Here is a 25,239-nt window from a genome sequence, read left to right on the forward strand (position 1 = left end):
GTCAGAGACAACGTCAGAGACACTGCCGCGGGGCATGCGGTGGATGCGCGGGGAGGCGACCGGGTTGCCGGGCCTGTGAACCGTGAACCTCAACGTGACCTCCTCCCGGTGGGGTAGTCGCTGTTGGAATCCCCCGCCCTTCAGGCGGGGGAGGATGTCAAGCCATGAGCTTCCGGTAGTGGCCGATGGCCGCCTCCGGCTCGTCGTCGGCGACGATCCGTCCCTCGTCCAGCACCAGCACGCGGTCGAAGCCCGCCAGCAGCGGCAGATCGTGGGTGACCACCACGACCTGCTGCGGCAGCTCGCGCAGCAGGCCGGCGACCTGGCGGGAGTGACGCAGGTCGAGCAGCGTCGTCGGCTCGTCCATGACGAGGACCTCCGGGTCGAGCACCATGACCGAGCACAGGGCGAGCAGTTGCTTCTGGCCTCCGGACAGGTGGTGCGCGGGATGGTCGGCGTGCCCGGCCAGGCCGTACCTGTCCAGGACCTCCCGCACCCGCAGGTCGATCTCCTGTCGCGTCAGCCCTCCACGCCTGAGGGAGAAGGCGACGTCCTCGGCGACCGTCGGCATGACGATCTGCGCGTCGGGGTCGCTGAACAGGAATCCGACGCGGCGCCTGATCCTGGCCGCGTCACGGCGGGTGTCGAGCCCGAAGACGGTGACGCCGCCCGAGGTCGGCAGGGCCAGGCCGTTGACCAGGCGGGCGAGGGTGCTCTTGCCCGAGCCGTTGGCCCCGACCACGCCGATCCTGCGCTCGGTCAGCGAGGCCGTGATGCCGCGCAGCACCTCGCGCCGCCCGAACCGCACCCCGACGTCGTTCATCTCGATCATCTACACCACCTCGAACAACGCGGCGACGCCCAGGCCGCCGCCGACCGCGGCCGTGGCCAGTCCCAGTGTCCCGGCTGGGGCGCCCTGCCGTACGAGCCTGCTGAACAGTCTGGCGACCACCACGGCGCCGGTCGCGCCCCACGGATGGCCCAGGGCGAGCGCGCCGCCGTCGGCGCAGACCCGTTCCGCGTCCGCGTCGAGGGGGTCGAGGCCGAGTTCGTCGGTCACCGCGAGCACCTGCGCCGCGAACGCCTCCACGATCTCCACCGCGGCGACCTCCCCGAGACCGGCCCCGGCCCGTTCCAGCACCCGCCGTACGGCGGGCACCGGCCCGAGCCCGGGAAGCGCGGGGTCGCAGCCGACGACGGCTCCGGCCCGCAGCCGCAGTCCCGCAAGCCCGAGTTCGGCCCGCAGCGACTCCGGCACGAGGGCGACGGCCGCCGCCCCGTCGCTGACCGGGGAGGAGTTACCCGCGGTCACCGTGCCGCCGGGCACGAACGTGGCGGGCAGCCGGGCCAGCGACCGGGCGCGCAGCGGGCGCGGCCACTGGTCGTCGTCCCTGCCGCCGACCGTGACGATCTCCTGGGCGAACCGGCCCGCCTGCCGCGCGGCCAGCGCCTTGGCGTGGCTCAGCAGGGCGTAGGCGTCCTGACGTTCGCGGGTCACGCCACGCGCGGCGGCCAGCGCCTCGGCGGCGGGCCCCATCTCGGGGTCGTGCCACCCCGCGGGGACGAACGGCGCCCGCTCGTACGGCACGGCCGTTCCGCGGCGGGTCCGCAGCGGAGCGGTCGAGGCGCTCTCCACCCCTCCGGCGACGACGAGGTCCATCTCCCCCGCGGCGACCGCGTTCCCCGCGAGCAGGATCGCGGCCAGGCCGCTGCCGCACTGCCTGTCCACGGTGACGCCGGGGACGCCGTGACCCATCCCGGCGGCCAGCGCGCAGATCCGCGCGACGTTGCCGCCGGGGCCGGTGCAGTTGCCGAGCACGACGTCCTCGACGGGCGGGCCCAGGTGGGCGACGTCCCGGACGACGGCGTCGATGACAGGGGCGGCGAGCGCCTCGACCGTCAGTTCCCTGAAGGCGTGGAAGGCGGTGCCGATGGGGCCGCGGCGGGCCGCGACGACGACCGGCCGTGAGGATGGGTCCCGTCTCATGTCAGGTGAGCCGCCTGATGTCCGGGTCACCGTCGGCCAGGCGGGCGGCGAGCAGGCCGCGCGCCGGTTTGCCCGCCGGGGTTCGCGGCAGGCTGCGGACGGCGTACCAGCGCCTTGGCCGTTGCGCGGCGTCCAGGCCGCCGCGCGCCACCTCCTCAAGCGTGGCGCGTGAGGGGCGCCGGGGACCGTCCGCCTCCAGGATCGCGGTGACCACGGAGCCGAGCTCCGGGTGCGGTGAGCCGACGACCACGACGTCGTCGACCCCCGGCGCCCGTCTGAGGACCTCCTCGACGTCCTCGGGCACCACGGTCGCGCCGCCGGTCTGTATCGCGCCGCCGCCCCGGCCGCGCAGCCGCAGGACCTCCCCCGCCCGGTACGGCTCCGCCACGTCGCCGACCGTCGCCCAGCCGTCGCCGTCGATCCGCAGCGGACCCGCCCCGGTCGTCAGGTATCCCTCGGCCAGCCAGGGCGAACGCGCCCACACCTCACCGAGTTCTTGCCCCGGATCGGCCCTGACCTGGATCTCCACCTCGGGGAAGGGCCGCAGGCCGTGGCCGTCGGTGTCGGCGGCGACGAACGAGAGCTCGGTCGCGCCGTAGTAGGCGACCACGTCCACCCCGGCCCGCGCCGCCAGATCACGGACACCCGCGCCCAGCGCCGCCCCGCCGACGACCGCGGTGCGCAGCCGCCCCCGCGCTCGGCCGCTCTCCCGCAGGGCGTCGAGTACGGCGGGCAGCCGGTGCGGCACCACGTGGACCGCGGTCACGTCGCCCAGGTGGGCGGCCGGCCTTGTCGGCCAGCGGCCGGGGACGACGGCCGTGGCGCCGGCCGCCAGGGCGTGCACGGCCGCGAAGCCGTACAGGGAGGAGTTCAGGGGGCCGGGGACCAGCACGACGTCGCCCGGGCCGATCCCGGTGAGCGCGCTCAGGTGCGGGAACGAGTCCGTCCACGACGCGCGGGTGCGTACCACGGCGCGTGGCCTGCCGGTGCTGCCCGAACTGAAGCAGGCCCACGCCCGGTCCTGCGGCGAGGCCCCGGGTACCCCGGAGTCCGCAGAGGCCACAGCGACCACGGGGGCAGGGCCGGGTGCCGAGGGCAGTGGGGTCTCGACGCGGACGTGGGCCGGGACCGTCGCCATGATCCGCTCGCGCCGTTCCCGCTCCCAGGTGTGGTCGCAGACCAGCGGCGTGGCACCGGCCAGGTCTACGGCGAGCACGGCGACGAGCAACTCGGCCGGGTCGGCCAGGCTGAGCGCCGTCAGCGTGCCCCGGCCGATCCCCCGGCTCCGCAGTGTCGCCGCTGCGGCCTCCGTCCGCCTCGCGAGCCCGGCGTAGCTCAGGTCGCCTCCGGGAGCGCGCAGCGCGATCCGGCGCGGGTGCTCCGAGGCGTGTCGCGCCACCTGAAGGGCCACCGGCATGGGCGGGTCAACGCCTCCCCGCGGCCTTGAGCCGCTCGTACCGCACGGCGGGGACGGCGTCGGGGTAGGCCCGTTGCGTCCCCCTGACCACCAGGGAGGCGAGCACCACCTTGATCAGGTCGCCGGGCAGGAAGGTGAGGCTGAGCAGCGCGGCCTGTCCCAGGGATATGCCGGTGGCGGCCGCCTGCACGGGAATGCCGAGGAGGTAGACCATCCCGACGCCGCCGAGGAGGCAGGCGATCAGCAGGCGGACGATGCCCGGGGTGCGTCCGCCGCGCTCGACGATCCAGCCGGTCAGCATCGCGCCGGGCAGCCAGCCGATCAGGAACCCGGCGGAGGGCGCGACGAAGACGCCGAGTCCGCCACGGCCGCCGGCCAGCAGCGGCAGTCCCGTCGCGACGAGCGCCATGAGGACCGCTACGGCGAGTCCCGCCCGCCAGGTGCCCAGGATCGCTCCGGCGAGCATGACGCCGAACGTCTGCAGGGTGATGGGCACCGCGTTGCCGAAGACGTTCAGCGCCCCGGGCAGCCCGAGCACGGCGATCAGCGCGGCGAACACGCTGACCCTGGCCAGATCTCCGGTGGAGAAGCCTCGACCCGGCGAGGAGCCCCCCGTCCCTTCCTGCTGTGACACCGTCTTCCCTTCATCTGTCATGAGGTCGATCCCACACCAGGAGGTGCCGGGTGACGCATGGAGGAACCCCACAACATTCCACACGGCCGTCTGGGAGAACGGATACCGGCCCCCATCCGCGCACCACTCATACTCGTACGAAGGAGGGTATACGGTCACTTTAGGTGCCCGAAAAGCGCCTTTCGGTGATCCTCAGGGGGTCGCCTGGCCGAGCGGTCCGAGGGCGGCGAGCGCGGCCTCGACGGCGGCGGCCTTGACCTCCTCCGCAGGGAGGTCCGCGTGCTCGACCACGCAGTCGGACATGCCGCCGAGCGCCACGGTCGAGCGGATCCGGGCGGCGGCCGAGGGAGCGGGGCCGAGCAGGAGCACGGTCAGCTCCTTGCGCCAGCGCCACATCCGATCGACCATGTCCAGCTCGACGAGCACGGTCGGCGCGTGCAGCACCATCGAGATCTCCTCGCGGTAGCGCCAGATGAGATCGAAGTAGTCCTCGAGCAGCGGCCGCCCCTCCCCCGGCTCACGCCCGACGACGAACGCCTCCAGGGTGTCCATGACGGGTTGCAGGATGCTCCTGACCAGTTCCTCCCTTGAGGAGAAGTGGTAGTAGAGGGCCGGTTTGGTGATGCCGAGCCGGTCGGAGATCTGCTTGAGGCTGGTGTTCTGCACGCCCTGCTCACGGAAGAGCTCACGTGCCGTCGCCTGGATGCGGATCTTGGTGTCCGAGGGCCTCGCCATGAGCCAAGAGTATCGCTTACCTATCGTTCAGTAAGACTTGCGCCCCGCCGCCAACCGTGCTTACCTATCGTTAAGTAATTAACTTACCTCCCGTTAAGTAAGGAGACGGCGCATGCGGATCCTCATCTCCGGCGCCAGCGTCGCCGGGCCCGTCCTCGCCTACTGGCTCACCAGGTACGGCTTCGCCGTCACCGTCGTCGAGCGGGCCCCCTCCCCCCGTAAGGCCGGCGGCCACGCGGTCGACCTGTTCCGCCCGGCCATGGACATCGTCGACAGGATGGGACTGGCCGAGGCCGTCCAGGCGAGGAAGACCGACGCCGAGTGGCTCTCCTTCCTGTCGGAGAACGACAACCGCCCGCACACGCTCGACGTCGGCAGGCTGATGCGCGTCGTGTCCGACCGGCACGTCGAGATCATGCGCGACGACCTGGGCGAGATCCTGTACGAGGCCACCCGGCACGACGCCGAGTACGTCTTCGGCGACTCCATCGCCTCCCTGACCGAGGACGCCGGCGGCGTCGAGGTCACCTTCGAACGGGGACCGGCCCGCAGGTTCGACCTGGTCGTCGGCGCCGACGGGCTGCACTCCAACGTCCGGCGCCTGGCCTTCGGCCCCGAGTCGCGCTACGCGGCCTGGATCGGGGCCTACCTGGCGGTCATGTCGATCCCCAACTATCTGGGGCTGCGCGACCGCATGTCGGGCATCACCGGCGTCAACAGGATGGTCGGCGTGTACGGCGGCGCCCACCTGGACGACGCCCGCGCCGTCTTCCTGTTCCGCCCTCCGGCCGAACTCGACTATCACCACCGGGACATCGCCCGGCAGAAGGAGCTGCTGCGGGAGCAGTTCGCCGGGATGGGCTGGGAGGTTCCCCGCCTGCTGGGTGAGGAGCTCGACCGCGCCACGGCGTTCTACTTCGACTCGATCACCCAGCTGCGCATGGACACCTGGTCACGGGGCCGGGTGAGCCTGGCCGGGGACGCGGGCTACTGCCCGGGCCCCGCGGTCGGCGGCAGCACCAGCCTGGCCGTCGTCGGCGCCTACGTCCTGGCGGGCGAGCTGGCCGAGGCGGGCGGCGACCACACCCGCGCCTTCCCCGCCTACGAGCGGGAGATCGGCGACTACGTACGGCGCAGCCGCTCCTTCGCCGTCGGCGCGGCCAAGCGGCTCATCCCCACCAGCCCCGGGGCGCTGCGGACCCTGACGTGGGGAGTGTGGCTGATCAACCACATCCCCACCTCCGCCGCCCGCGCCCTGACCGACATGGGCGCCAGGGGGGTGCGCCTGCACGACGAGGTCAGGACGAAGGACTATTCACGCGGCCTCGCCCCCAGGACCGGCGTCCCCGGCTGATCCGCCCCTCCGGAGGGCCCCGCACGGCTGTCTCCGTGCTTCTTTCTCCTGCCCGGGCTCATGAAGCGGACCGTGACTCAGGACGCCTCCACGAGCCCTCTTCTCGGTCTCGGGCGCGCGGACCCGGGGCTTGCGCGCTCCCCGGCTCAGGCGGACCAGTTCGGATCGCGGCCGAACAGTCCGAGAAGGCGGTGCTGGAGCGGGGCGTCGTCGGGGACCTCGACCTCCGGCCCCAGGACGACGACCCCGGGGCCGAAGGCACCGGGGATGCGCATCTCATCGGGAATGTACTGAACATGGGGCCACATCGCCTCGACCTCGGCCGGGTCGATCGTGTCGTCCTGCCCGGTGGCCCGGGACAGATCCCAGCCGTGCAGCACCATGTCGGCGCTGACGACCTGGTCGATGTGCTGCTCGACGGACACGTTGCCGGTCGGGGTTTCCACCTTCCTCTCGGCGGTGGCCGGGTCACCGAGCAGGGCCTCCACGTCGGCGCGGGCCGCGGCGAAGGCGGCGAGCGGGTCCTCCGCGACCGACGGCGCGGGGCTCAGCGACCGGCCCAGGGGCCTGAGCATCACGGCGTGCATGTCGATGATGTGGCCGACGACGTCTCTCGCGGTCCACTCCTCACAGGGGGACGGGTCGGACCAGCGGCCGGGCTCCACAGCGGCGATCTTGGCCGCGAAGATGTCGGCACGGTTTCGATAGCGGGTGGCGATGTCACTCATGGGGTTCCCCCGGTTCTCGTCGGCGTCGCCAGGGACGCTACCGCGAGCCTCCGACAATGTCCGGGGCCGATCTCCAGCCCCGGTGTTCGAGCCGACGGCCGGTTTCGTCGTCGCGCAGACCGTGCCCGGCGACCCGGACGGCCCCCGCCCGCTCCGCACCGCCCGGCATACGACCGCTCCGGCCCCTTCCAGGAAGCACCACGCCGCCGGGCACCTACGGGCGCCACCGGGTCAGGCGAGGTCCAGCCGGACGATCGCACCGCCGTCCGGGGCGTTGGCGAAGCTGAGGTGCGCCCCGAGGACGCGGGCCTGTCCCGCGGCGATGGTCAGTCCGAGGCCGACGCCGTCCTCGCGTGCGGCCGAACCGGTGCCGAAGCGCTGTGGGCCGTGCTCGCGGAGCGTGACGAGCATCGGTTCGGGGAAACCGGGACCGTGATCCCTGACCGTCACGCTGAACCCGGTGACGTCGACCCGAACGGGCGGGGCGCCGTGTCTTGCCGCGTTGGTGACGAGGTTGGCGAGGATCCGCTCGACCCGCCGCGGGTCGGTCTCCACCTCGGCCTCACCTGCGACGACCACCTCGACACCCGGCACCCCCGAGGCCGCGACCGCCCGTCTGGCCAACGCCCCCGAGGAGCGGACCTCCCTGACCGGTGTCTCGGCGGAGGCGTCGAGCCGGGCCACCTCCAGAATGTCCTCGACCAGGCGACGCAGCGTCGCGGCGCTGTCCCTGACCAGCTCGGCGGGGCGTCCCGACGGTAACAGCCCTGCCGCCGTGACCAGGCCCGCGACGGGGGTGCGCAGCTCGTGGGCGATGTCGGCGGTGACCCGCCGCTCCGCTTCGAGCCTGGCCCGCAGCGCGTCGGCCATCTGGTCGAGCGCCGCTCCGACGGCTGCGATCTCGTCCCGGCCCCGCGCCTCGACCCGGGCGGACAGGTCCCCCTCGGCGATGTGGGCGGCCGTTCTCGCCACCGCGCGGATCCTGCTGCTGAGGCCCCCCGCGACCACCAGCCCCACACCGGAGGCGAACAGCGCCGCCGCCAGGCCGGAGCCAAGGAGGATGCGGTCGAGCCGGGCAAGCTCCGCGTTCTCCGCCTCGTAGGAGCGGCGCAGCGAGAGCGTCTGCCCGTCGGCCCTGGTCGCCGCCCAGAGAGTGGTGCCGTCCTGCAGGTAGGTGGCGCGCGTCCCCTCGCCGAGGGCCGCGGCCAGCGGCGCGGGAACGTCTCCGGCCGTCAGGGGGGTGTCCTGCCCCTCCTGGTAACGGACCAGGGTGCTCGTCAGCTCGGCATCCAGGCCGCGTCGTGCGGAGTCGAGTGTGACAACGGCCGTACGCGTGTGGACCAGGAGACTCAGGACCGTGGCGACGAGCACCGACATTCCCACGATGACCAGGCTGAGCTTCGCGCGCAGACCCATGCGTCATCTCCGCAGTTTGTAGCCGAAACCGCGCACGGTCTCGATGCGGTCGTTACCGATCTTGGCTCTGAGCCGTTGCACGTGGACGTCGACGACCCTGGTGTCCCCGTCCCAGGCGTAGTCCCAGACCCGGTTGAGCAGAGTGTCCCTCGACAGCACGACCCCCGGCTCCGCGGCGAACTCCAGCAGGAGCTTCAGCTCGGTCGGCGTCAGCGCCACCCGCTCGCCGCGCAGCCGTACCTCCATGGACTCGACGTCGATCGCGAGGTCGCCGAAGGAGAGCGGCGTGTTCGCCTGCCCTGGCATGGCGACGCGACGGAGCACGGCGCGGATTCTGGCGTGGAGCACGGCGGCGTCGAACGGCTTGGTGACGTAGTCGTCGGCCCCGGCCTCCAGGGCGTTGATCACGTCGATCGCATCGGACCTGGCGGAGATCATGATGATCGGGGTCTCGCCGTCCTCCCTGATCCGCCGGGCCAGGCTGACCCCGTCCAGGTGCGGAAGCATGACGTCCAGCAGCGCGACATCCGGTGGGCGGGCGCGGAACTCGGCCAGGCCGCCCAGTCCGTCGGACGCGGTCCGCACCCGCATGCCGTACAGCTCCAGGGCCATGCCAGTGGCCTCGCGGATCACCGGGTCGTCCTCGACCAGGAGCACGTCGATCATGTCTCAGGACTCCGGCACCGTGAGTTTCCCGCCGGTCAGCTCCTTGGCCTTGTCAGGAGGGAGGCCGTCGGCCCTCACCGTGAACCGGCCGTAGTATCCGGCCCGCTCGTGCCAGATCAGTTCACTGAGCGTGATCGTCCCCCGGTAGGGCCTTTCCTGGCAGTCGGGCAGGCACCACGTGCCGCTCAGCTCACCCGTTCCCACGGCGCTCTCTCCTCCCCAGGACTCCCAGCGAATCCCCGTGACGCTGTTGAACTCGTCCAACGCGAGCCTGCTCGGCCGTCGCAGCGGATCTCCCAGGTAGGCGATCACGTAGACGGGCCCTCTGGGGGGCTTGGAGGGCGGCGCCGACCCCTCCACCCGCACCCCGCCGTCCGCTCCGCACCCCGCCACCGCCGGAATCATCGTCAGAACCGCGGTCAGAACGGCGGAGCACAGGGGGGCTGCTCGCTTCACACCGGTCATCATCGTGTGGAGGGTATGCGACCCGCTGACCCCTCCGCTCAGAAACCCGCAGTTCAGGGGGTGGAGAACGGCAGCGGGAGCGTCCCGCTCAGAGTGTCCTTGGGGCTGTCCGGCCGGGGGAAGTCACCGGTGATGTCGAACTTCGTGAAGTAACGCCTCCCCCCGACCTTCCTGGCCTTGCTGAGAGTGATCGTCGCCTCGTACGGCCTGGCCTGACAGCCGGGCAGGCACCACGTCCCGCTCAACCTGCCGCCGCCGACGGCCTCCTCGGGGCCCCAGCTCCGCCAGGTGATCCCCTTGAGGGTGCTGAACTCGGAGGCGACCAGGTTCGCCGGGCGCCGGGCGGGCTCCCCCTCCTCGGCACCGTACAGATTGATCACGTAGACCCCGCTCTCCTGCGGGACCTCGTGGGAGACCGGCTCCGCGTCCTCCGGGGACAACGTCTGGGCCAGTGGCCGCCTGACCTCGTCGGCCCCGCAGGCCGCCGTGCAGGCCAACGCCACGAATCCGAGCAGCGTGACGGCCACGGCCGTTGTGATCCTTCTCATCGTCTCCCCCTTGGGCCTCGTACGCGCCGGGACCCGGCGAGGGGCGTGTCAGCACACCCCGCCCGGCACAACGGTGACGGTAGGAGGGAAACTTCTCGGTCTTCCTGCGGCTTTGTAACAGCCCTTCATCGAGAGGTTCACCGTGGAGGGCCGTCGCGTGGCGTGTCCGTTTTCCGGTCCTCCGGCAGGACGAAGCAACCGGTCTGTTCTTCCATGAGGCCGGGAAGCCGATGGGAGAGGAGAAACCAGGGTGGATGGGACGGTGTTTTCCGGGCAGGGGGCCGACGGCAGGGATCACCTGGGCGCCGGGAGGAGGGCAGCATGGCGAACGACATCCCGATCGTCGTGGTCGGCCTGATGGGGGCGGGAAAGACCAGCGTTTCGCGACTGCTCGGCGAGAGTCTCGGCAGGCCCGTGCGCGACAGCGACGAGTATCTCCGGGAACGCTACGGCGCCACGGCCGCGGAGATCGCCGAGCGTGAGGGGATGGAGGTCCTGCACGCCAGGGAGGTCGAGCACCTGCGGGCCTGCCTCGCGGAGCGGCCCGCTCCGGTCATCGCCGCCGCCTCCAGCGTGCTCGACGACCCCGGCGCCCGGGCCGAGATGAAGCCCGCCCTGGTCGTCTGGCTGGACGCCGCCCCCGAGTTCGTCGCCGAGAAGATCGCCGCCAAGCCGTACCGGCCGCGGTTCGGCATGGAGCCGCTGGTCCTGGCGACCGAGCTGCACGAGCGCAGGGCCGCCTTCTTCGAGGAGGTCGCCGACCTGCGCTTCCAGCGTCCCTCGACCTCCAAGCGCGAGGTGGCGCGAGCCGTCCTGGACCACCTGGAGCGACGGCGGTCCCGTCTGACGCCGTGATCCGGCTCGCGCGCCACCTCGTCGGCCCCGCAGGCCACCGTGCAGGCCACCGCGCAGGTCACCGCCACGGACTCAGCCTCGTCGCCTCCCCCGGCCCTCCCGAACCTCCCCCCGGCCCTCCCGACGAGGGGCGTTCCGGCACGCCCCCTCCCGGCACAACGGTGACAGCCCGCGGAAGACCTCCCGGTCTTCCCTCGGCCGCGACGACCCCCGCCGGGAGGTTCACAATGGGCATCACACGGCGCAGGCGTCCCCGGAACGGTAGGTGACCAGGCGGATCGCCGGGGCGGAGAGCACCTCGACGCGACCGCTGCCCGGCACCTCGACGTGTGCGAACCCCCCTTCGAAGGCGACGCGTGCCTCTCCCACGCGGGTGGTGGGTGCGCCGTCCTCGCCGGTCAGCAGATATCCCTCGACGAGCTCGACGGAGGCGGTGCGCCAGGTGAGGGTCATACGGTCACCTCGGGGAAGTCCAGGTCGGGCCGGGCCAGGTGGTTGAAGTGGTTGGACAGGGTGTTGAGCGCCACGTGCGCGACGATCTCGGCGAGCTCGGCGTCGGTCACCCCGGCCTTCCTGGCCAGGGCGAGTTCCTCGTCGTCCACCCTGCCTCCCGTCCTGACGACCTGCCTGGTGACGCGCAGCACCGCCTCGGTGTGCGGGTCGTCGTCACGGGCGTCGCGGGTGTGTTCGAGCCGCCGCCCGTCCATGCCCATCAGGCCGCCGCGCAGTGTGTGCGCGCTGACGCAGTAGACGCAGCGGTTCTCCTGGGCGACCAGCAGGGCGATCTGCTCGCGCAGCCTGGCCCTGAGCACTCCGCGGGACAGCGCGTCGCGCATGGCCAGATAGCCGCGGAGCGCGGCGGGGCCGTTGGCCAGCGCGGCGTACAGGTTGGGCACTCTGCCCAGTTGCCGTCGCGTCTCCTCAAGCAGGCCGTCGGGATCCTCGGTCAGCTGCGGCAGCCTCGGCATGGTGTCCTCCGGAATCAGAGCCAAAACGGTACCGATCGGTTCCGTTTGAGAAGACGGTACCGATCGGTTCCGTTTGCGTCAACGGCGGATAGAATCGACGACGTGCCGACCCGAGCCCGTGAACGCCTGCTGGACACCGCCGAGGAGCTCTTCTACGCCCAGGGGGTGCGCGCGGTCGGCGTCGAACAGATCCTGACCGTCTCCAAGGTCGGGCGCGCTTCCTTCTACCGCCACTTCCCCGGCAAGGACGACCTGGTCGTGGCCGTGCTCGAACGCCGCGACCGGCGGTGGCGCGAATGGCTGGCCGAACGGGTCGCCGCGCACGGCGGCGGGCCGCTGGCGGTCTTCGACGCGCTCGCCGAACGGTTCGCTCGCGCCGACTTCCGCGGCTGCGCGTTCATCAACACGATGGTGGAGGCGGCCGACCCCGCGGGTGCCGCGCACCGGGTCGCGGCCGGCCACAAGGACCGGGTGACCGGCTACGTCGAGTCGTTGCTCACCGCCGCCGGGCATCCCCGGGCCGCCGCGCTCGCGCCGCAGCTCGTCATGCTCATGGACGGCGCCATCGTCACCGCGCTGCGTGAGCGCTCCGCCGTTCCCGCCCTACGGGCCCGGGCCATCGCGGAGACGCTCGTGGGGGCGACCGGCGAGCCGGCCGCCCCCTGAGGATCGGTGCCCTACCGGCCGGTGGGCACGGCCTGCCTGCGGGATTCCGCCGGGGCGTCCGCCCTGCCGGGACGCGGCCCGACCGGTATCACGAGGTGGGTCGGCGGCGGAGCCGTGTCGTCGATGGAGGCGGTGAACTCCTTGCCGTCGTCACGGCAGACGAACTGCATGACGTGCCTGCCCGCCGCGGCGGCGCGGATCAGGCCGCCGGTGGTGGCCCACACGCCCGACTGGTAGAAGTTCTCCAGCCCGGGCAGGCCGGGCCCGTGCTTCTTGACGAGTTCCTCCAGGGTCTCGCCGCTCTCCACGAACGGCTGCCAGCCCAGGACGGTCCCGTCGTAGTTGCCGGTGTAACGGACCTGGGTGAGCGGCGTCGACACGTCGCGCACGGCCACCGCGTCCGTGATGCCGGGGAAGCGCCGTTCGAGGAACTCCATGAGCGCCAGCCGTGCCCGGCGCTTGGCCGCGGAGTACTCGCGGCCGCGCCGTACCGGCATGGTGTGGATCTCCTCTCCCTTGTGCTTGCGGCTGGACTGCTCCGGCCCCTCGGCCAGGGCGCGCCAGGGGGCGATGTCGCAGAAGTAGGTCGCGTAGACCACGGTGCTGTCCCCCGGCGACAGCTCGGGGTAGTGCATGCTGCGGAACTGCACGTTGATGCTCGGGTGGCGGATGCCGGTCAGGTCGGCGGCCTCCTCCTCCGTGAGCAGGTAGGTCGTGCAGGGGTCCCCCTCGGGGAAGGGCCGCCGCAGGCCGAGGAACAGGCAGAAGTAGCCGGGGAAGACCATGCCCGGCTCCTTGATGGTCGTGGTGTACAGCTTCCGGTAGGCCTCGTTGAGGTAGCGCCCCTTGAGGAACTTCGTCATCGTGGTGTGGCCGTCGCATGCGGAGACCACGATGTCGGCGCGGTGTTCGCTGCCGTCGCTGAGCCGTACGCCGACCGCGCGGTCGTCCTCGACCAGCACCTCCTCGACCTTGGCGTTGTAGGTCACCTTGCCGCCGAGCCGCAGGTAGCGCTGCTCGATCGACGTGGACAGGCCGAGCGAGCCGCCCTCGGGAACGCCCGCCGACAGGTTGGCGTGCGAGGCCAGCTGGAAGTAGAACGGCAGCACCGGGAAGGCCGCGTGCTTCTCGTAGAGAATGAAGTTGAACGCCTCCCGCAGCAGCGGGTCCTTGAACCTCGCCGAGTACTCCGTCATCAGCACCGCCATCGACTTGCGGATGACGTTGAAGTAGGGGACGAAGGAGGCCAACATCCGCAGCCGTTCGACCCGGCCCATCAGGCCGACCGGCTTCAGGAAGGGGTAGACGGCCAGGCACTTCCTGAACGCCCGCAGCCCCGCGCAGAAGTCCTTGATCAGCTTGGCGTCGGCCGGCGAGAGGTCGAGCAGGTGCGCCTGGAGCCGGTCGGGGTCGGAGTAGAAGTACACCGCCCTGCCGTCGCGTCCCCGCACGATGTTGAACACGTCGAAGTGACGCATCTGCTTGCCTTGGAGCGCGCCGAGTTCGAGCCAGATCTGGTGCATCTGGTTGCCCGGCCCGTTGCCGAGCAGCCAGCTGATGCAGCAGTCGAGGGTGAAGTCACCCCGCTCCCACGCCGTACAGCAGCCGCCGGGGATCTCGTGCATCTCGAAGATCTGGGTCCTGTACCCGTTCATCTGCGCGTAGCAGCCGGTGGACAGACCACCGAGACCGGCGCCGATGATGATCATCGTCTCTCTGTTCTGACCGGGCCGTGACACGTCCCTGTTCTCCTTGGTGATCACTGTCGCCACCTATCGCACGAGCCGCTTGTCGAGCTGTGGCATGTGGCCGAACTTCCCCGGGTGCCAGGCCTCGTCGTTGTCGCTCTCCCAGGCTTTGAACTCCAGCCCCAGTTCCTCGCACAGGTACTGCACGACGAAACGCCCGGTCGAGGCGGCGCGGATCAGGCCGCCCATGCCGACCCACTGACCGGCCATGGAGAAGCCGCGCAGCCCCGGCAGCCGCATACGGTCCTCGTTGACCAGCTTGGTCGCGAGGTCGTCGGCGTCGGAGAAGGCCTTCCAGGCGAGGATGCTTCCGTTGAAGTTGCCGGTGTAGCGCCTGGTCGTCGCGGGCGAGGCCACGTCGACCAGGTCGATGCGCTCACCGAGCCCCGGATAGCGCCGCTCCAGGAAGTCCCGGACGAAGTCGGCGACCTGCCGCTTGCGCGCCCAGTACTCCTTGCGGTTCTCCGTGCGCAGCGTCCTCCAGTAGCCGAAGTCACTGAAGTAGGTGCAGTGGATCACCGACTTGCCCTGCGGCGCGAACCCGTCGGAGTAGCGCGAGCGCAGTTGCACGACCAGGCTGCTCTGCAACGCGCCGGGCAGCCTGGCCCCTTCCTCCTCGGGCAGGAGGTAGGTGGTGCTGTGCGCGTCGCCGGGTTCGAAGTCTCCGTCGATGCCGACGAAGGCCGAGACCACCGCGGGGAACAGGATGCCGGGGCGGTTCAGCATCTCGTCGTAGAGCTTCTCGATCCGCGGGCTGGTGTACTTGCCCTCCAGCAGGCCGTACACGGTGGTGTGGCCGTCACAGGCCGAGACGACGTGGTCGGCGTAGTACCGCTTGCCGCCCCGCATCTCGACCCCGACCGCGCGCCCGTCCTCGACCAGGATCCTGTCCACCCTCGCCCGGTAGCTGATCGTGCCGCCCAGTGAGGTGTAGCGCTCCTCGATGGAGCGGGCCAGCCCCAGCGATCCCCCCTGCGGGAAGCCTGCGTTGCCGTTGTGGGCGCTGGCCATGTTGAACAGGTACGGCAGCACCGGGAAGCTCTCCGGGTCCTGGAAGAAGATGTTGCGGAAGGCCCGGCGCAGCAGGGGGTCCTGGAACCTGTCGGCGAAGGTGTGCATCTGCGTCGCCGCGGTGCGCCAGAACAGCCGGAAGGCGGGCAGGACCGTCCGCAGCGTGCCGAGCTTCTCCCGCGCCGTCTGCAGCGGCGGCGGCTTCAGGAACGGGTACAGGTCGATGTTCACGAAACGCCGCAGGTCGCGGCAGAACGACCGGATCAGGGCGGCGTCCGCGGGAGAGACCTCCAGCAGGTGCCGCTCCAGGCGGTCCGGGTCGTTGTAGAACGTCACCGACCTGCCGGTCTCGTCGGTGACCTTGTTGAACATCTCGAAGTTGGTGATCGTCTTGCCGTCGAGCGCGCCGAGCTCCCGCCACACCTGGTTGGCGTTGTTGCCCGGGGCGGTGCCGATCAGCCATTCGATGCAGTAGTCGAAGACGTAACCGTCACGCGCCCAGGCGGTGCAGCAGCCCCCCGGCAGGACATGCCTTTCGAGGACGCGGGTCTCCATCCCGCTCATCTGCGCGTAGCAGCCGGTGGCCATGCCCGCGACACCCCCGCCGATGACGAGGACCCGGGGCCTGCCTCCTGGGGGTCGTTCGCGGACGCTCCAGTCCTGTTCGGTCTCAGCCGGCATAGGTGGCGCCTCCCGCGAGGATCTCGCGGACCAGGTCCGCGTTGCGTGCGATGTGGTCCTGGCCGAGCATCTCGGCGTGCGTGCCCGAGCCGCGGAAGACCTCGGTGCGGGCCTCGGAGCTGCCGTGCCAGGTGCCGCTCTCGGCGGCGGCGTAGAAGGAGACCTTCTCCTCGTCGGAGATCACGCTGACCGCGGCGGAGACCACCCCGAGGTTCGGCGTGCGGCTGGAGAAGTCGATGTACTCCCTGGCCTGACCGAGCGTCTCCTCGGCCACGATCTCCGAGCCGGTGTGCCTGAGCAGGTGCTCGCTCAGCTCACGCTCGAAGATCGCGAGGTGCTCCTCCCCGAGCTCGAAGGACTCGGAGATGCGGTAGGAGTCCATGATGACCACGTTCGGCACCTCGCGCCCCCGGCTCTGGAGCACCTTGGCCACCTCGAAGGCGAGGTTGCCGCCGAGCGAGTAGCCGAACAGGTCGCAGGGGCCCTCGGGCCTCAGGGACTCGATCAGGTCGGCGTAGTGGGTGACCTTGTCGTCTCCCGCCACGTAGTTGAACGCGACGAACCGGTACTCGGGCAGGTGCGCCGCCAGCTGCCGGTAGACCAGGCCGTGGCCGCCGGCGGGCGGGAAGCAGAAGATCGTCCGGTCCTGGTCGGGGTTGAACCACAGGTACGGCTGCGCGCCGCCCAGCCTGCCGGTGATGATGTGCTCGACCGTCTTGGCCATGCCGTGCAGGGTCGTGACCTTGAACAGGTGGCTGACCGGGATCGTGATGTTGAACTCGCCCTGGAGCCGGTAGATGAGCTCGATCAGCTTGATCGAGCTGCCGCCGACCTCGAAGAAGTCGTGCTGCAGGCCGACCTGCTCAAGGCCGAGGAGCGCCTTCCAGTGCTCGGCCATGCGCATCTCGTACAGCGTCACCGGCGCCTCGTAGGCCCGCTCCCCGGCGTCCGCCTCGGGCGCGGGCAGCGCCGCGACGTCGACCTTGCCGTTCGGCGTCAGCGGCAGCTCGGGCAGCTCGACGAAGTAGGACGGGACCATGAAGGTCGGGAGGTACCCGGCCAGGTGCCTGCGCAGCTCGCGCCAGTCCAGGGACTCTCCCTGGGCGGGCACGCAGTAGGCGCACAGCGCGCTCTCGCCGCGCGCGTCCGCGACGACCGTGACCACCGCCTGCGCCAGCGTCGGCCAGGCGGCGAGCCGCGTCTCGATCTCGCCGATCTCGATGCGGTGGCCGCGCACCTTGATCTGCGCGTCGACGCGCCCGAGGAGCCGCACGTCGCCGTGGGCGTCCCAGCTCGCCAGGTCGCCGGTGCGGTAGAGCCGTAATGGCTCGGCCCCGTCCCCGCGGCCGAGGGTCACGGTGACGAAGCGCTGCGCGGTCTGCTCGGGGTCGCCGAGGTAGCCGGTCGCGACGCCGTCGCCGCCGACCCACAGTTCACCGGGGACGCCGGGCGGCACCGGCTCGCCGTGCTCGTCGAGGATGTACAGCGCGCTGTTGGAGAAGGGCCGCCCGATCGGCACCATCTGGCTGGGATCGAGTTCGTCGGCCGGGCCCTCGAAGTAGGCGCTGTCGATGGTGGCCTCGCTGAGGCCGTAGGAGTTGACCAGACGGGTCCGTGACCCGCACAGGGCGCGCAGGCGCTGGTACTCCTCGACCTTCCAGGCGTCGGAGCCGACGATCAGCAGGCGCATGAAGTCCAGGCGCTCGCCCTCCCGCTCGCAGTAGGCCGTCAGGCCGCGGACGATCGCGGGCACGAACTCGCCGCAGTCGACCTTCTCCTCCAGCATCGTCCGGTACAGCCGCGCGGTGTCGAACAGCAGCTCACGGCGGACAAGGACCAGGTTGCCGCCGGAGCACAGCGCGCGGACCAGGTCACCGGTGAAGACGTCGAAGGAGAAGCTCGCCATCTGCAGGTGCACCCGGACGTCCTCGTCCAGGCGGTAGGCCTCCCGCCAGGCGGCGTTGACGGAGGCCAGGTTGCGGTGGGTGACCTGCACGGCCTTCGGCCTGCCGGTCGATCCCGAGGTGTAGATGACATAGGCGAGGTCGTCGAGCCCGACCTCGGGCTCCGGTTCGCCGCCGTCCCGCGTCTCCCCGGTGTCCCGGTGCAGTTCCTCCAGGGTCAGCGTCATCCCGGCCGCCCCGGCCAGGCTCTCCCTGCCGGACTCGTCGACGACGGCGAGCGCGGCGCCCGCGTTGCGCACCATGTAGGCCAGGCGCTCGGCGGGGTAGTCGGGGTCGAGCGGCAGGTAGGCGCCGCCGGCCCGCAGCACCGCCAGCAGGGTGACGATCAGGTCGGGGGACTTGTCCAGGCACAGCGCGACCACCGCGCCGTCACGCACACCCAGGCCGCGCAGCCTGCCCGCCAGCGTCCTGGACCGCTCCTCAAGCTCGGCGTAGGTCAGCCGGACGGTCTCGCCCGTCTCCGAGGGGGCCGTGACCGCGACCGCGCCGGGGTTCCTGGCGGCGGCCCTGCTGATCAGCTCGTGCACGGGGGTCTCGTGCAGCGTCCTGCGCCTGGCGCCGCTCCAGGTCTCCAGGACCCGCTCGCGCTCGTCGGCGGCGAGCAGTTCGAGGCGGGTGGCGGGCTGCGCCGAGGAGGCGCGGGTCAGCGCGTCGAGCAGGTTGACGTAGTGCGAGGCCAGGCGCCGCGCCGTCTCGGGCAGGAACAGGTCGGTGTTGTACTTGAACACGCAGTGGAAGCGCTGCTCGGCCTCGTCCTCGTAGGCCGAGAGCGTCAGGTCGAACTGCCCCTCCTCCTCGGGCAGCTCGATGTACTCCAGGCGATAGCCGTACTTCTCGGTGGCGACCTTGTGGGCGAGCAGGATGAACATCGCCTGGAACACCGCGGAGCGGCTGGGGTCGTGCTGCAGGCCGAGCTTGTCCACCAGCAGCACGAACGGGTACTCCTGGTTGTCCAGGCCGTTGAGCACCGTGGCGTGGACCTGCGCCAGCAGCTCGGAGACCGACGGCTCACCGGCGAGGCTGACGTGCAGCGGCAGCGGGTTGACGAAGTAGCCGTACAGGGAGGCGAACTCCTCCTGGGTGCGGCCCGTCACCGGGCTGCCGACGATGATGTCGTCCTGTCCCGAGTAGCGGTGCAGCAGCAGGTAGTAGGCGCTCAGCAGCACCATGAACACGGTCATCTTGTTCTCACGGGCCAGCGCGTGGACGCGGGCGCTGAGATCGGCGTCGAGCACGAAGAACTCGGAGGCGCCGTTGTTGGTCTGCACGGCCGGGCGGGGCTTGTCGACGGGCAGGCTGAGCAGCGGCACCTCGGCCGGCAGGTGGCCGCGCCAGTAGTCGAGCATCCGCCGCGCGTCGGGGCTGGCCAGGAAGCGGTTCTGCCAGTTGAGGAAGTCGAGGTAGGTGGCCGTCAGCGGCGGCAGCTCGACCTGCTCGCCCCGGCGCAGCCCCTCGTAGATGGCCAGCAGTTCCTCGATGAAGGTGAAGGTCGAGATGGCGTCGGAGATGATGTGGTGGACCGCCTTCATGATCACCCAGCGGTCCTCACCCCGCTTGAACAGACGGAAGCGGACGAGCGGGTCCCGTTCCAGGTCGTACGGCCTGCGGTACTCACGGATGATCATCTGATAGATGTCGTCCCACTCCTCCTCCTGCACGTCGAACAGGGCGAGGTCCTCCCTGGCCTCGGCGGAGATCCGCTGCAGCGCCTGCCCGTCCTGCAGGACGAAGTTGCCGCGCAGGATGGGGTGGCGCCGGATCAGCGCGCGGACGGCGTCGAACATCAGCTCGGGGTCGAGCTCGACCCGCACCTCGACCGCGCCGCCGATGTTGTAGGCGAAGCCGTCGGGGTTGAGCTGCTTGAGGAACCACAGCGCCTTCTGGTTCTGGGTCAGGGGGTACTGGTTCTCGTCCAGGTACACCTCGACCGCGGCGTCGGCGCCGTCGTCGTCCGCGTCCGCGGCGACCAGGGCGGCCAGGCCGTCGTGCAGCTGGGTGACCAGGTCTCCGACGGAGGTGCCGCTGAGCAGGGCGACCACCGGCAGCGCGACCTTGAGGTCGGCCTGGACCCGGGCCCGCACCTCCATCGCGAGCAGGGAGTCCAGTCCCAGGGTGTTGAGGCTGACCTCGGGCTCGACCTGCTCGGCCCGCACCCGCAGCACGCCCGCGACCAGCGCGGTGAACCGCTCGGTCACCAGGAGCCTGCGCTTGTCCTCGTCGGCCTCGCGGAAGGTATCGAGGAAGCCTCCGCTCTCCGCGGGCGAGGAGGTGTCCGCGGTCGCGGCCAGCTCGGTCACCAGCAGCGGCGGCGAGTCGTACCAGGCCATGAAGACCGGCCAGTCGACGACGGTCGCGACCAGCAACTGGGCCTTGTCCTGGCCGATGACGCGTTCGAGCACCGCCATGCCCGCGTCGGGCGGCAGCGAGCTCATTCCCCGGCTGTTGCGGTAGTGGTCGATCAGGCCGAGTTCCTCGATCATGCCGGTGGCCCAGGGACCCCAGTCGAGGCTCAGCGCGGGCAGCCCCTTGGCGCGCCTGTGGTGCGCCAGCGCGTCCAGGAAGGCGTTGCCCGCCGCGTAGTTGGTCTGGCCCGCGGTCGTCAGCAGCGAGGCGATCGAGGCGAACAGCACGAAGTGCTCAAGCGGTTCGTCCCGCAGGTGGCGGTGGAGCAGGTAGGCGCCCGCGACCTTGGGGCCGTGGACGGCGTCGAAGACCTGCCGGTCCATCTCGGGGACGAGCGTGTCGCGGACGTGGCCCGCGAGGTGGAACACGCCGCGGATGGGCGGGGAGTCGTTGCGCCGGTAGTCGTCGAGCCAGGCGGTCAGGGCCGCCTCGTCGGTGATGTCGAGCGGCGCCAGGATCACCTGGGCGCCGAGCGCCTCAAGCTCCTTGACGAAGCGCACGTTGCGGCCCGCGGTGGTGTCCGGGTCCGTTTCGCGCCATCGGTCTCGTTCCGGCAGCCGGGTGCGGCCGACGAGGATCAGCCTGCGGGCGCCCCGCGCGACGAGCGTGCGGCACAGCAGCCTGCCGAGCGCGCCGAACGCGCCGGTCACCAGGTAACCGCCGTCGGCGCGCAGCCGCAGCGGGAGCGGGCTGGTCAGGTCCGCGGCCTGCGCGAGCCTGCTGGTGTGGCGTTCGCCGCCGCGCAGGGCGATCTCGTCCTCGTCGTCGGTCAGCAGCTCACGCAGCAACGCCTCGGCCTCGGCCTTGACGTCCCCGCCCGCGGGGTCGAGGTCGACGAGCTTGCCGCGCCAGGCGGTCAGCTCCTGGTGGCGCAGCACCCGGGTGACGCCCCACGCGGGAGCGCCGAGCGGCTCGGCCGCCTCGTCCGCGGTGACGGCCTGGGCGCCCCTGGTGACGACGTGCAGCCTGCTGTCGTCCCGCCCTGCGGGGAGCGTCTGGGCCAGTGCGACCAGCGAGTAGGCGCCGAGGCCGTTGTGCCCGGCGAGTGAGTCGCGGTCGGTCTCCTCGATCGGCGGCAGGTCGAGGTTCCACAGGTGCGCGACGGTGCCGAACGAGGTGCCGCTCGCCTCCAGTCCGTCGAACAGAAGGGCGAGGTCGTCGGCGGAGCCGGGGACGACCGCGGACTCGCCGTCGGCGTCCTCGAGACGGTAGGCGTCCGAGGGGCGGACCAGGTGGCAGCGGGTGCCCCGGGCGCGCAGCAGGCCCGCGAGCTCGTCGGCGACCCCCCGCGAGTCGGCGAGGATCAGCCAGTCCCGCGTGGTCTCACCGGCGTTCTCCGCCGCGCCCTCGCCGCTCTCCTCCGCGGGCTCGCCGTACGGCCTGCGGACCCAGGTCACCTCGGCCAGCCAGCCGTCGATGGTGCTCCTGCCGACCGCCGTCGAGGCCTTCTCGATGTCGGCGGCGCGGAAGCCGCTGATCCGGCCGAGCGAGGCGCCGCGGGCGTCGTGGACGGCGATGTCGCCGACCAGTTCGTCGCCGCCGCGCCGTACGACGGTCGCGTGCACCCACAGCGGCCGGTCGCCGACGGGGCGGACGCGCACCTCCTCGATCGACAGCGGCAGGCGGATGCCGGTCCCCTCGGTGTGGCTGAGGACCAGCGGAGTCAGCAGGGTCTGGAAGCAGGCGTCGAGCAGCGCCGGGTGGAAGTGCGCGTTGGCCGCGTCACCGCCGAGGGCCTCGGGCGGGCGGATGCGGGCGAGCGCCTCGTCTCCGCCGATCCAGACCTCCTCGATCCCCTGGAAGGCGGGGCCGTAGTGGTAACCCATGTCCGCCAGCGCCGCGTAGCAGCCCTCTCCCTGGAGGTGGCGTTCGCTGCGCGCCTTGATCCCCTCGACGTCGAGTGCCGGGTTGAGCCTGCGGTGCTGACCCGCGCGCACGACGCCGCCCGCGTGCACGACCCGGTCGCCCGCGCCGTCGGGCACCGTGGCCACGGTGAAGGACGCCCCCTCCGAGGAGAAGGACAGCTGGACCGTCCTGACCTCGCCCTCGGGCAGGAACAGCGCCTTGCGCAGCTCGACGTCGGCCAGGGTCGCCTCGGTGCCGCCGGTCATCGCCAGCACCGCCTGGGTCGCCATCTCCAGGTAACCCGCCGCGGGGAACAGCGCGTTGCCCTGGATGCGGTGGTCGTCGAGGTACGGCAGCGCCTCGGTGTCGAGCTTGACCTCCCAGGTGGGCTCGGTCATGGCCAGGCGGCGGCCGAGCAGCGGGTGGTCGAGCCTGCCGAGCCGTACCTGCCTGACCTGCTCGGGCTCTGTCCAGTAGCGGTCGCGCCGCCACGGGTAGCGCGGCAGCGTCACCGTCTCGCCCGAGGGGTAGAGCCTGTCCCAGGCGATGTCGACGCCCAGGTTGTGCAGGGCGGCCAGCGACATGGTGAAGCGCGCGTTCTCGTCCTCCTGGCGGCGGATGGAGGGCAGCGTCCTGCCCTCGACGTCCTTGGCCTCCAGGCACTCCTTGATCGAGTGGCCCAGCACCGGGTGCGGCCCGATCTCAAGGAACAGGCCGTAGCCGTCGTCGGCGAGGCGGTCGACGGCGGCGCGGAAGCGGACGCTGTCGCGGACGTTGTGCCACCAGTACTCCGCGTCCAGCTCGGGGCCGCGCGCGAGGCCCTCCTTGCCCGTCAGGTAGAGCGGGACCCGCGCGGGGCGTCCTTCGAGGCCGGCCAGCGAGGACAGCAGCTCGTCCTTGATCAGGTCCATCTGCGCGCTGTGGTAGGGCACCCGCACGGTGAGGAACTTGGCGAAGATCTGCTCGGCCTGCAGTTCGGCCTGCAGCCTGCCGAGCGCCTCCTCCTCGCCCGCCAGCGTGATCGCGGTCGGGCTGTTGACCGCGGCGACCGAGATCAGGTCACCGTAGGGGGCGACGCGGTTCCGCGCCTCGTCCTCAGGCAGGCTCACGGCGAGCATGGTGCCGGTGCCGACCAGCTTCTGCTGCAGGCGGCTGCGGTGCAGCACGACCCTGACCGCCTCGCGCAGGTCGTAGACGCCCGCCTCGTGGAAGGCCGCGACCTCGCCGGTGCTGTGCCCGACGATGGCGTCGGGGTACACGCCGTAGGAGCGCCACAGCGCCGCCAGGCCGATCTGCACGGCGAAGTTGGCGGGCTGCGCCAGCCAGGTCTCCGCCATGTTGGAGTCGGCCTCGGCCGCGCCCATCTCCTCGATCAGCGACCAGCCCGCCTGCTCACGGATCTCACGGTCGCAGTCTTCGATCACCTCGCGGTAGACCGGCTCGCTCTCAAGGAGCTGGCGGCCCATGGCCCACCACTGGGGGCCCATGCCGGTGAAGACCCACACCAGCTCGGGCCGCGGCCCCTCGCGCCGCTGGTCCTGCAGCACGTACGGCCCCTGCTCACCGCGCAGGAAGTCGGCCAGGCGCTCGTCGAGCGACTCGGGCGAGGAGTAGACCACGGAGAGCCGTGATTCGAGGTGCTGACGGCGGCGGGCCAGCGTGTAGCCGAGGTCACCGGGCGAGACGCCCGCCGCGAGCTCCTGCCTGACGCCCCTGACCAGCTCGGGCAGGGCCTGCGGGTCGCGCGCGGTCAGCGGCAGGATGGCGTGTCCCGTGTCGCGCCCGTGGGGGGCGGGGGCGGGCTCGGCCGGGCGTGACGGAGCCTCCTCGAGCAGGACGTGCGCGTTCGTGCCGCCGAAACCGAAGGAGTTCACGCCGGCGCGCGCCGGTCCCTCGTGCTCGGGCCAGTCGGTCGGCTCCGCCGGGATCTCGTACGGCATCGACTCCAGGTCGATGGCCGGGTTGACCTGTTCGAGGTTGATGTGCGGGGGGATCTTCCTGTGCTTGAGGGCCAGGGTGGTCTTGATCAGACCGGCGATCCCCGCGGCCGACTCGGTGTGCCCGATGTTCGTCTTGACCGAGCCGACGTAGCACTTGGCGCCGGGTTTGCGGCCGATGGACAGCGCGCGGCCGAGCGCGCCCGCCTCGATCGGGTCGCCGACCGGTGTCGATGTGCCGTGCGCCTCCATGTACTGCAGGCTGCCGGGTTCGACGCCCGCCTCGGCGCAGACACGCTCGATCAGCCTGACCTGGGCGTCGGGGTTGGGCACCGTGATGCCGTTGGTGCGGCCGTCCTGGTTGACCCCGCTGCCCACGATCACCGCGTGGATCGGGTCGCCGTCGCGCAGGCTGTCCTCAAGGCGTTTGAGGGCGACCACGGCGACGCCCTCGGCGCGCACGTAGCCGTTGGCCGAGGCGTCGAAGGTGCGCGAGCGCCCCTCGGTTGACAGGAAGCCGCCCTTGGTCTCGGCGACGGTGTACTGCGGCGTCATGTGCAGCAGGGTGCCTCCGGCGAGCGCGAGGCTGGTCTCACCCCTGCTCAGGCTCTGGCACGCCAGGTGCACGGCCACCAGCGACGAGCTGCAGGCCGTGTCGAGCGAGACGCTGGGGCCGCGGAAGTCGAAGCAGTAGGAGATGCGGTTGGAGACCATCGTCATCATGGTCCCGGTGGCGGTGTGCGCCGCCAGGGTCTCGAAGCTCAGGTCGGCGAACTGCAGGATCTTGTAGTCCAGGGTGAAGGCCCCGACGAACACTCCGACGTCGGTCCCGGCCAGTTCACCGGGTTTCTGGCCGCCGTCCTCGAGAGCCTCCCAGGCCACCTCGAGCAGCTTGCGCTGCTGCGGGTCCATGTGGTCGGCCTCGCGGGGACTGATGCCGAAGAAGGCGGGGTCGAACTCGTCGAAGCCGTCGATGTAACCGCCCCTGCCGCCGACGAGCCTTCCCGGCTTCGTCTTGTCCCGGCTGCCGAGCGTCGCGACGTCGTAGCGGTCGGCGGGTGTCGGCGTGATGCAGTCCTTGCCCTCGATCAGGTTCTGCCAGAACGTGCGGTGGTCGGAGGCTCCTCCGGGGAATCTACACCCGATACCGATAATGGCGATCTTGTCACGGAGAGTAGCATTACTGAGGTCCGTCACGATTGATCCTTGTG

General features: G+C 71.3%; 18 protein-coding genes. 3 read left to right on the forward strand and 15 right to left on the reverse strand.

Annotation, left to right across the window (positions count from 1 at the left end; genetic code table 11):
* Positions 1 to 157 precede the first annotated feature (157 nt).
* The 5 genes from ACFYY8_RS40950 to ACFYY8_RS40970 form a co-directional block, all read right to left on the reverse strand.
* Complete coding sequence (locus ACFYY8_RS40950) at positions 158 to 832, reverse strand: energy-coupling factor ABC transporter ATP-binding protein (RefSeq protein ID WP_390050485.1); 675 nt, start codon at positions 830 to 832, stop codon at positions 158 to 160.
* Positions 833 to 1,987: a thiolase family protein gene (locus tag ACFYY8_RS40955; RefSeq protein ID WP_390050486.1), complete on the reverse strand. Its 1,155-nt coding sequence runs from the start codon at positions 1,985 to 1,987 to the stop codon at positions 833 to 835.
* A 1-nt stretch (position 1,988) separates the two neighbouring features.
* Positions 1,989 to 3,404 carry a class I adenylate-forming enzyme family protein gene (locus tag ACFYY8_RS40960; protein WP_390050487.1) on the reverse strand — a complete coding sequence of 472 codons (1,416 nt, stop codon included), beginning with the start codon at positions 3,402 to 3,404 and terminating at the stop codon, positions 1,989 to 1,991.
* Positions 3,405 to 3,411: 7 nt separating this feature from the next.
* Positions 3,412 to 4,038 carry a biotin transporter BioY gene (locus tag ACFYY8_RS40965; RefSeq protein WP_390050488.1) on the reverse strand — a complete coding sequence of 209 codons (627 nt, stop codon included), beginning with the start codon at positions 4,036 to 4,038 and terminating at the stop codon, positions 3,412 to 3,414.
* A 192-nt stretch (positions 4,039 to 4,230) separates the two neighbouring features.
* On the reverse strand, positions 4,231 to 4,773 hold the full coding sequence (locus ACFYY8_RS40970; protein WP_390050489.1) for a TetR/AcrR family transcriptional regulator: 543 nt from the start codon (positions 4,771 to 4,773) through the stop codon (positions 4,231 to 4,233).
* 112 nt (positions 4,774 to 4,885) lie between these two features.
* Here ACFYY8_RS40970 and ACFYY8_RS40975 point away from each other — a divergent pair, with 112 nt between their 5' ends.
* Complete coding sequence (locus tag ACFYY8_RS40975) at positions 4,886 to 6,127, forward strand: FAD-dependent monooxygenase (RefSeq protein ID WP_390050490.1); 1,242 nt, start codon at positions 4,886 to 4,888, stop codon at positions 6,125 to 6,127.
* Positions 6,128 to 6,273: 146 nt separating this feature from the next.
* Here the strand turns inward: ACFYY8_RS40975 and ACFYY8_RS40980 are convergent, their stop codons facing one another.
* The 5 genes from ACFYY8_RS40980 to ACFYY8_RS41000 form a co-directional block, all read right to left on the reverse strand.
* Positions 6,274 to 6,855: a TIGR03086 family metal-binding protein gene (locus ACFYY8_RS40980; RefSeq protein WP_390050491.1), complete on the reverse strand. Its 582-nt coding sequence runs from the start codon at positions 6,853 to 6,855 to the stop codon at positions 6,274 to 6,276.
* Positions 6,856 to 7,086: 231 nt separating this feature from the next.
* Positions 7,087 to 8,271 (reverse strand): ATP-binding protein, encoded by a 1,185-nt coding sequence (locus ACFYY8_RS40985; RefSeq protein ID WP_390050492.1) that lies wholly within the window; start codon positions 8,269 to 8,271, stop codon positions 7,087 to 7,089.
* A 3-nt stretch (positions 8,272 to 8,274) separates the two neighbouring features.
* Positions 8,275 to 8,937 (reverse strand): two-component system response regulator CseB, encoded by a 663-nt coding sequence (gene cseB, locus ACFYY8_RS40990; RefSeq protein WP_390050493.1) that lies wholly within the window; start codon positions 8,935 to 8,937, stop codon positions 8,275 to 8,277.
* Between the two features lie 3 nt (positions 8,938 to 8,940).
* Positions 8,941 to 9,393, reverse strand: coding sequence for a hypothetical protein (locus ACFYY8_RS40995; RefSeq protein ID WP_390050494.1), 453 nt, complete (start codon positions 9,391 to 9,393; stop codon positions 8,941 to 8,943).
* A gap of 62 nt (positions 9,394 to 9,455) precedes the next feature.
* Positions 9,456 to 9,950, reverse strand: a complete 495-nt coding sequence (locus ACFYY8_RS41000; RefSeq protein WP_390050495.1) for a hypothetical protein — start codon at positions 9,948 to 9,950, stop codon at positions 9,456 to 9,458.
* A gap of 321 nt (positions 9,951 to 10,271) precedes the next feature.
* Here ACFYY8_RS41000 and ACFYY8_RS41005 point away from each other — a divergent pair, with 321 nt between their 5' ends.
* Positions 10,272 to 10,805: a shikimate kinase gene (locus ACFYY8_RS41005; protein WP_390050496.1), complete on the forward strand. Its 534-nt coding sequence runs from the start codon at positions 10,272 to 10,274 to the stop codon at positions 10,803 to 10,805.
* Positions 10,806 to 11,039: 234 nt separating this feature from the next.
* Here the strand turns inward: ACFYY8_RS41005 and ACFYY8_RS41010 are convergent, their stop codons facing one another.
* Together ACFYY8_RS41010 and ACFYY8_RS41015 are read right to left on the reverse strand one after the other, a co-directional pair.
* Positions 11,040 to 11,258, reverse strand: a complete 219-nt coding sequence (locus ACFYY8_RS41010) for a hypothetical protein (protein ID WP_390050497.1) — start codon at positions 11,256 to 11,258, stop codon at positions 11,040 to 11,042.
* Positions 11,255 to 11,773 (reverse strand): carboxymuconolactone decarboxylase family protein, encoded by a 519-nt coding sequence (locus tag ACFYY8_RS41015; protein ID WP_390050498.1) that lies wholly within the window; start codon positions 11,771 to 11,773, stop codon positions 11,255 to 11,257. Before ACFYY8_RS41015 ends, ACFYY8_RS41010 begins: the two co-directional genes overlap by 4 nt.
* A 102-nt stretch (positions 11,774 to 11,875) precedes the next feature.
* Between ACFYY8_RS41015 and ACFYY8_RS41020 the strand changes: the two genes are divergently transcribed.
* Complete coding sequence (locus ACFYY8_RS41020) at positions 11,876 to 12,439, forward strand: TetR/AcrR family transcriptional regulator (protein ID WP_390050499.1); 564 nt, start codon at positions 11,876 to 11,878, stop codon at positions 12,437 to 12,439.
* A gap of 11 nt (positions 12,440 to 12,450) precedes the next feature.
* Here ACFYY8_RS41020 and ACFYY8_RS41025 read toward each other — a convergent pair whose 3' ends face one another.
* Genes ACFYY8_RS41025 through ACFYY8_RS41035 form a run of 3 tightly spaced genes read right to left on the reverse strand, consistent with a single transcriptional unit; the run spans position 12,451 to position 25,225 of the window.
* Positions 12,451 to 14,202 (reverse strand): phytoene desaturase family protein, encoded by a 1,752-nt coding sequence (locus tag ACFYY8_RS41025; RefSeq protein WP_390050500.1) that lies wholly within the window; start codon positions 14,200 to 14,202, stop codon positions 12,451 to 12,453.
* Positions 14,203 to 14,211: 9 nt separating this feature from the next.
* On the reverse strand, positions 14,212 to 15,879 hold the full coding sequence (locus ACFYY8_RS41030) for a phytoene desaturase family protein (RefSeq protein WP_390050501.1): 1,668 nt from the start codon (positions 15,877 to 15,879) through the stop codon (positions 14,212 to 14,214).
* Complete coding sequence (locus tag ACFYY8_RS41035) at positions 15,869 to 25,225, reverse strand: amino acid adenylation domain-containing protein (RefSeq protein WP_390050502.1); 9,357 nt, start codon at positions 25,223 to 25,225, stop codon at positions 15,869 to 15,871. Before ACFYY8_RS41035 ends, ACFYY8_RS41030 begins: the two co-directional genes overlap by 11 nt.
* Positions 25,226 to 25,239 lie beyond the last annotated feature (14 nt).

It is taken from the genome of Streptosporangium sp. NPDC001559 (assembly GCF_042893955.1).
Classification (GTDB): domain Bacteria; phylum Actinomycetota; class Actinomycetes; order Streptosporangiales; family Streptosporangiaceae; genus Streptosporangium.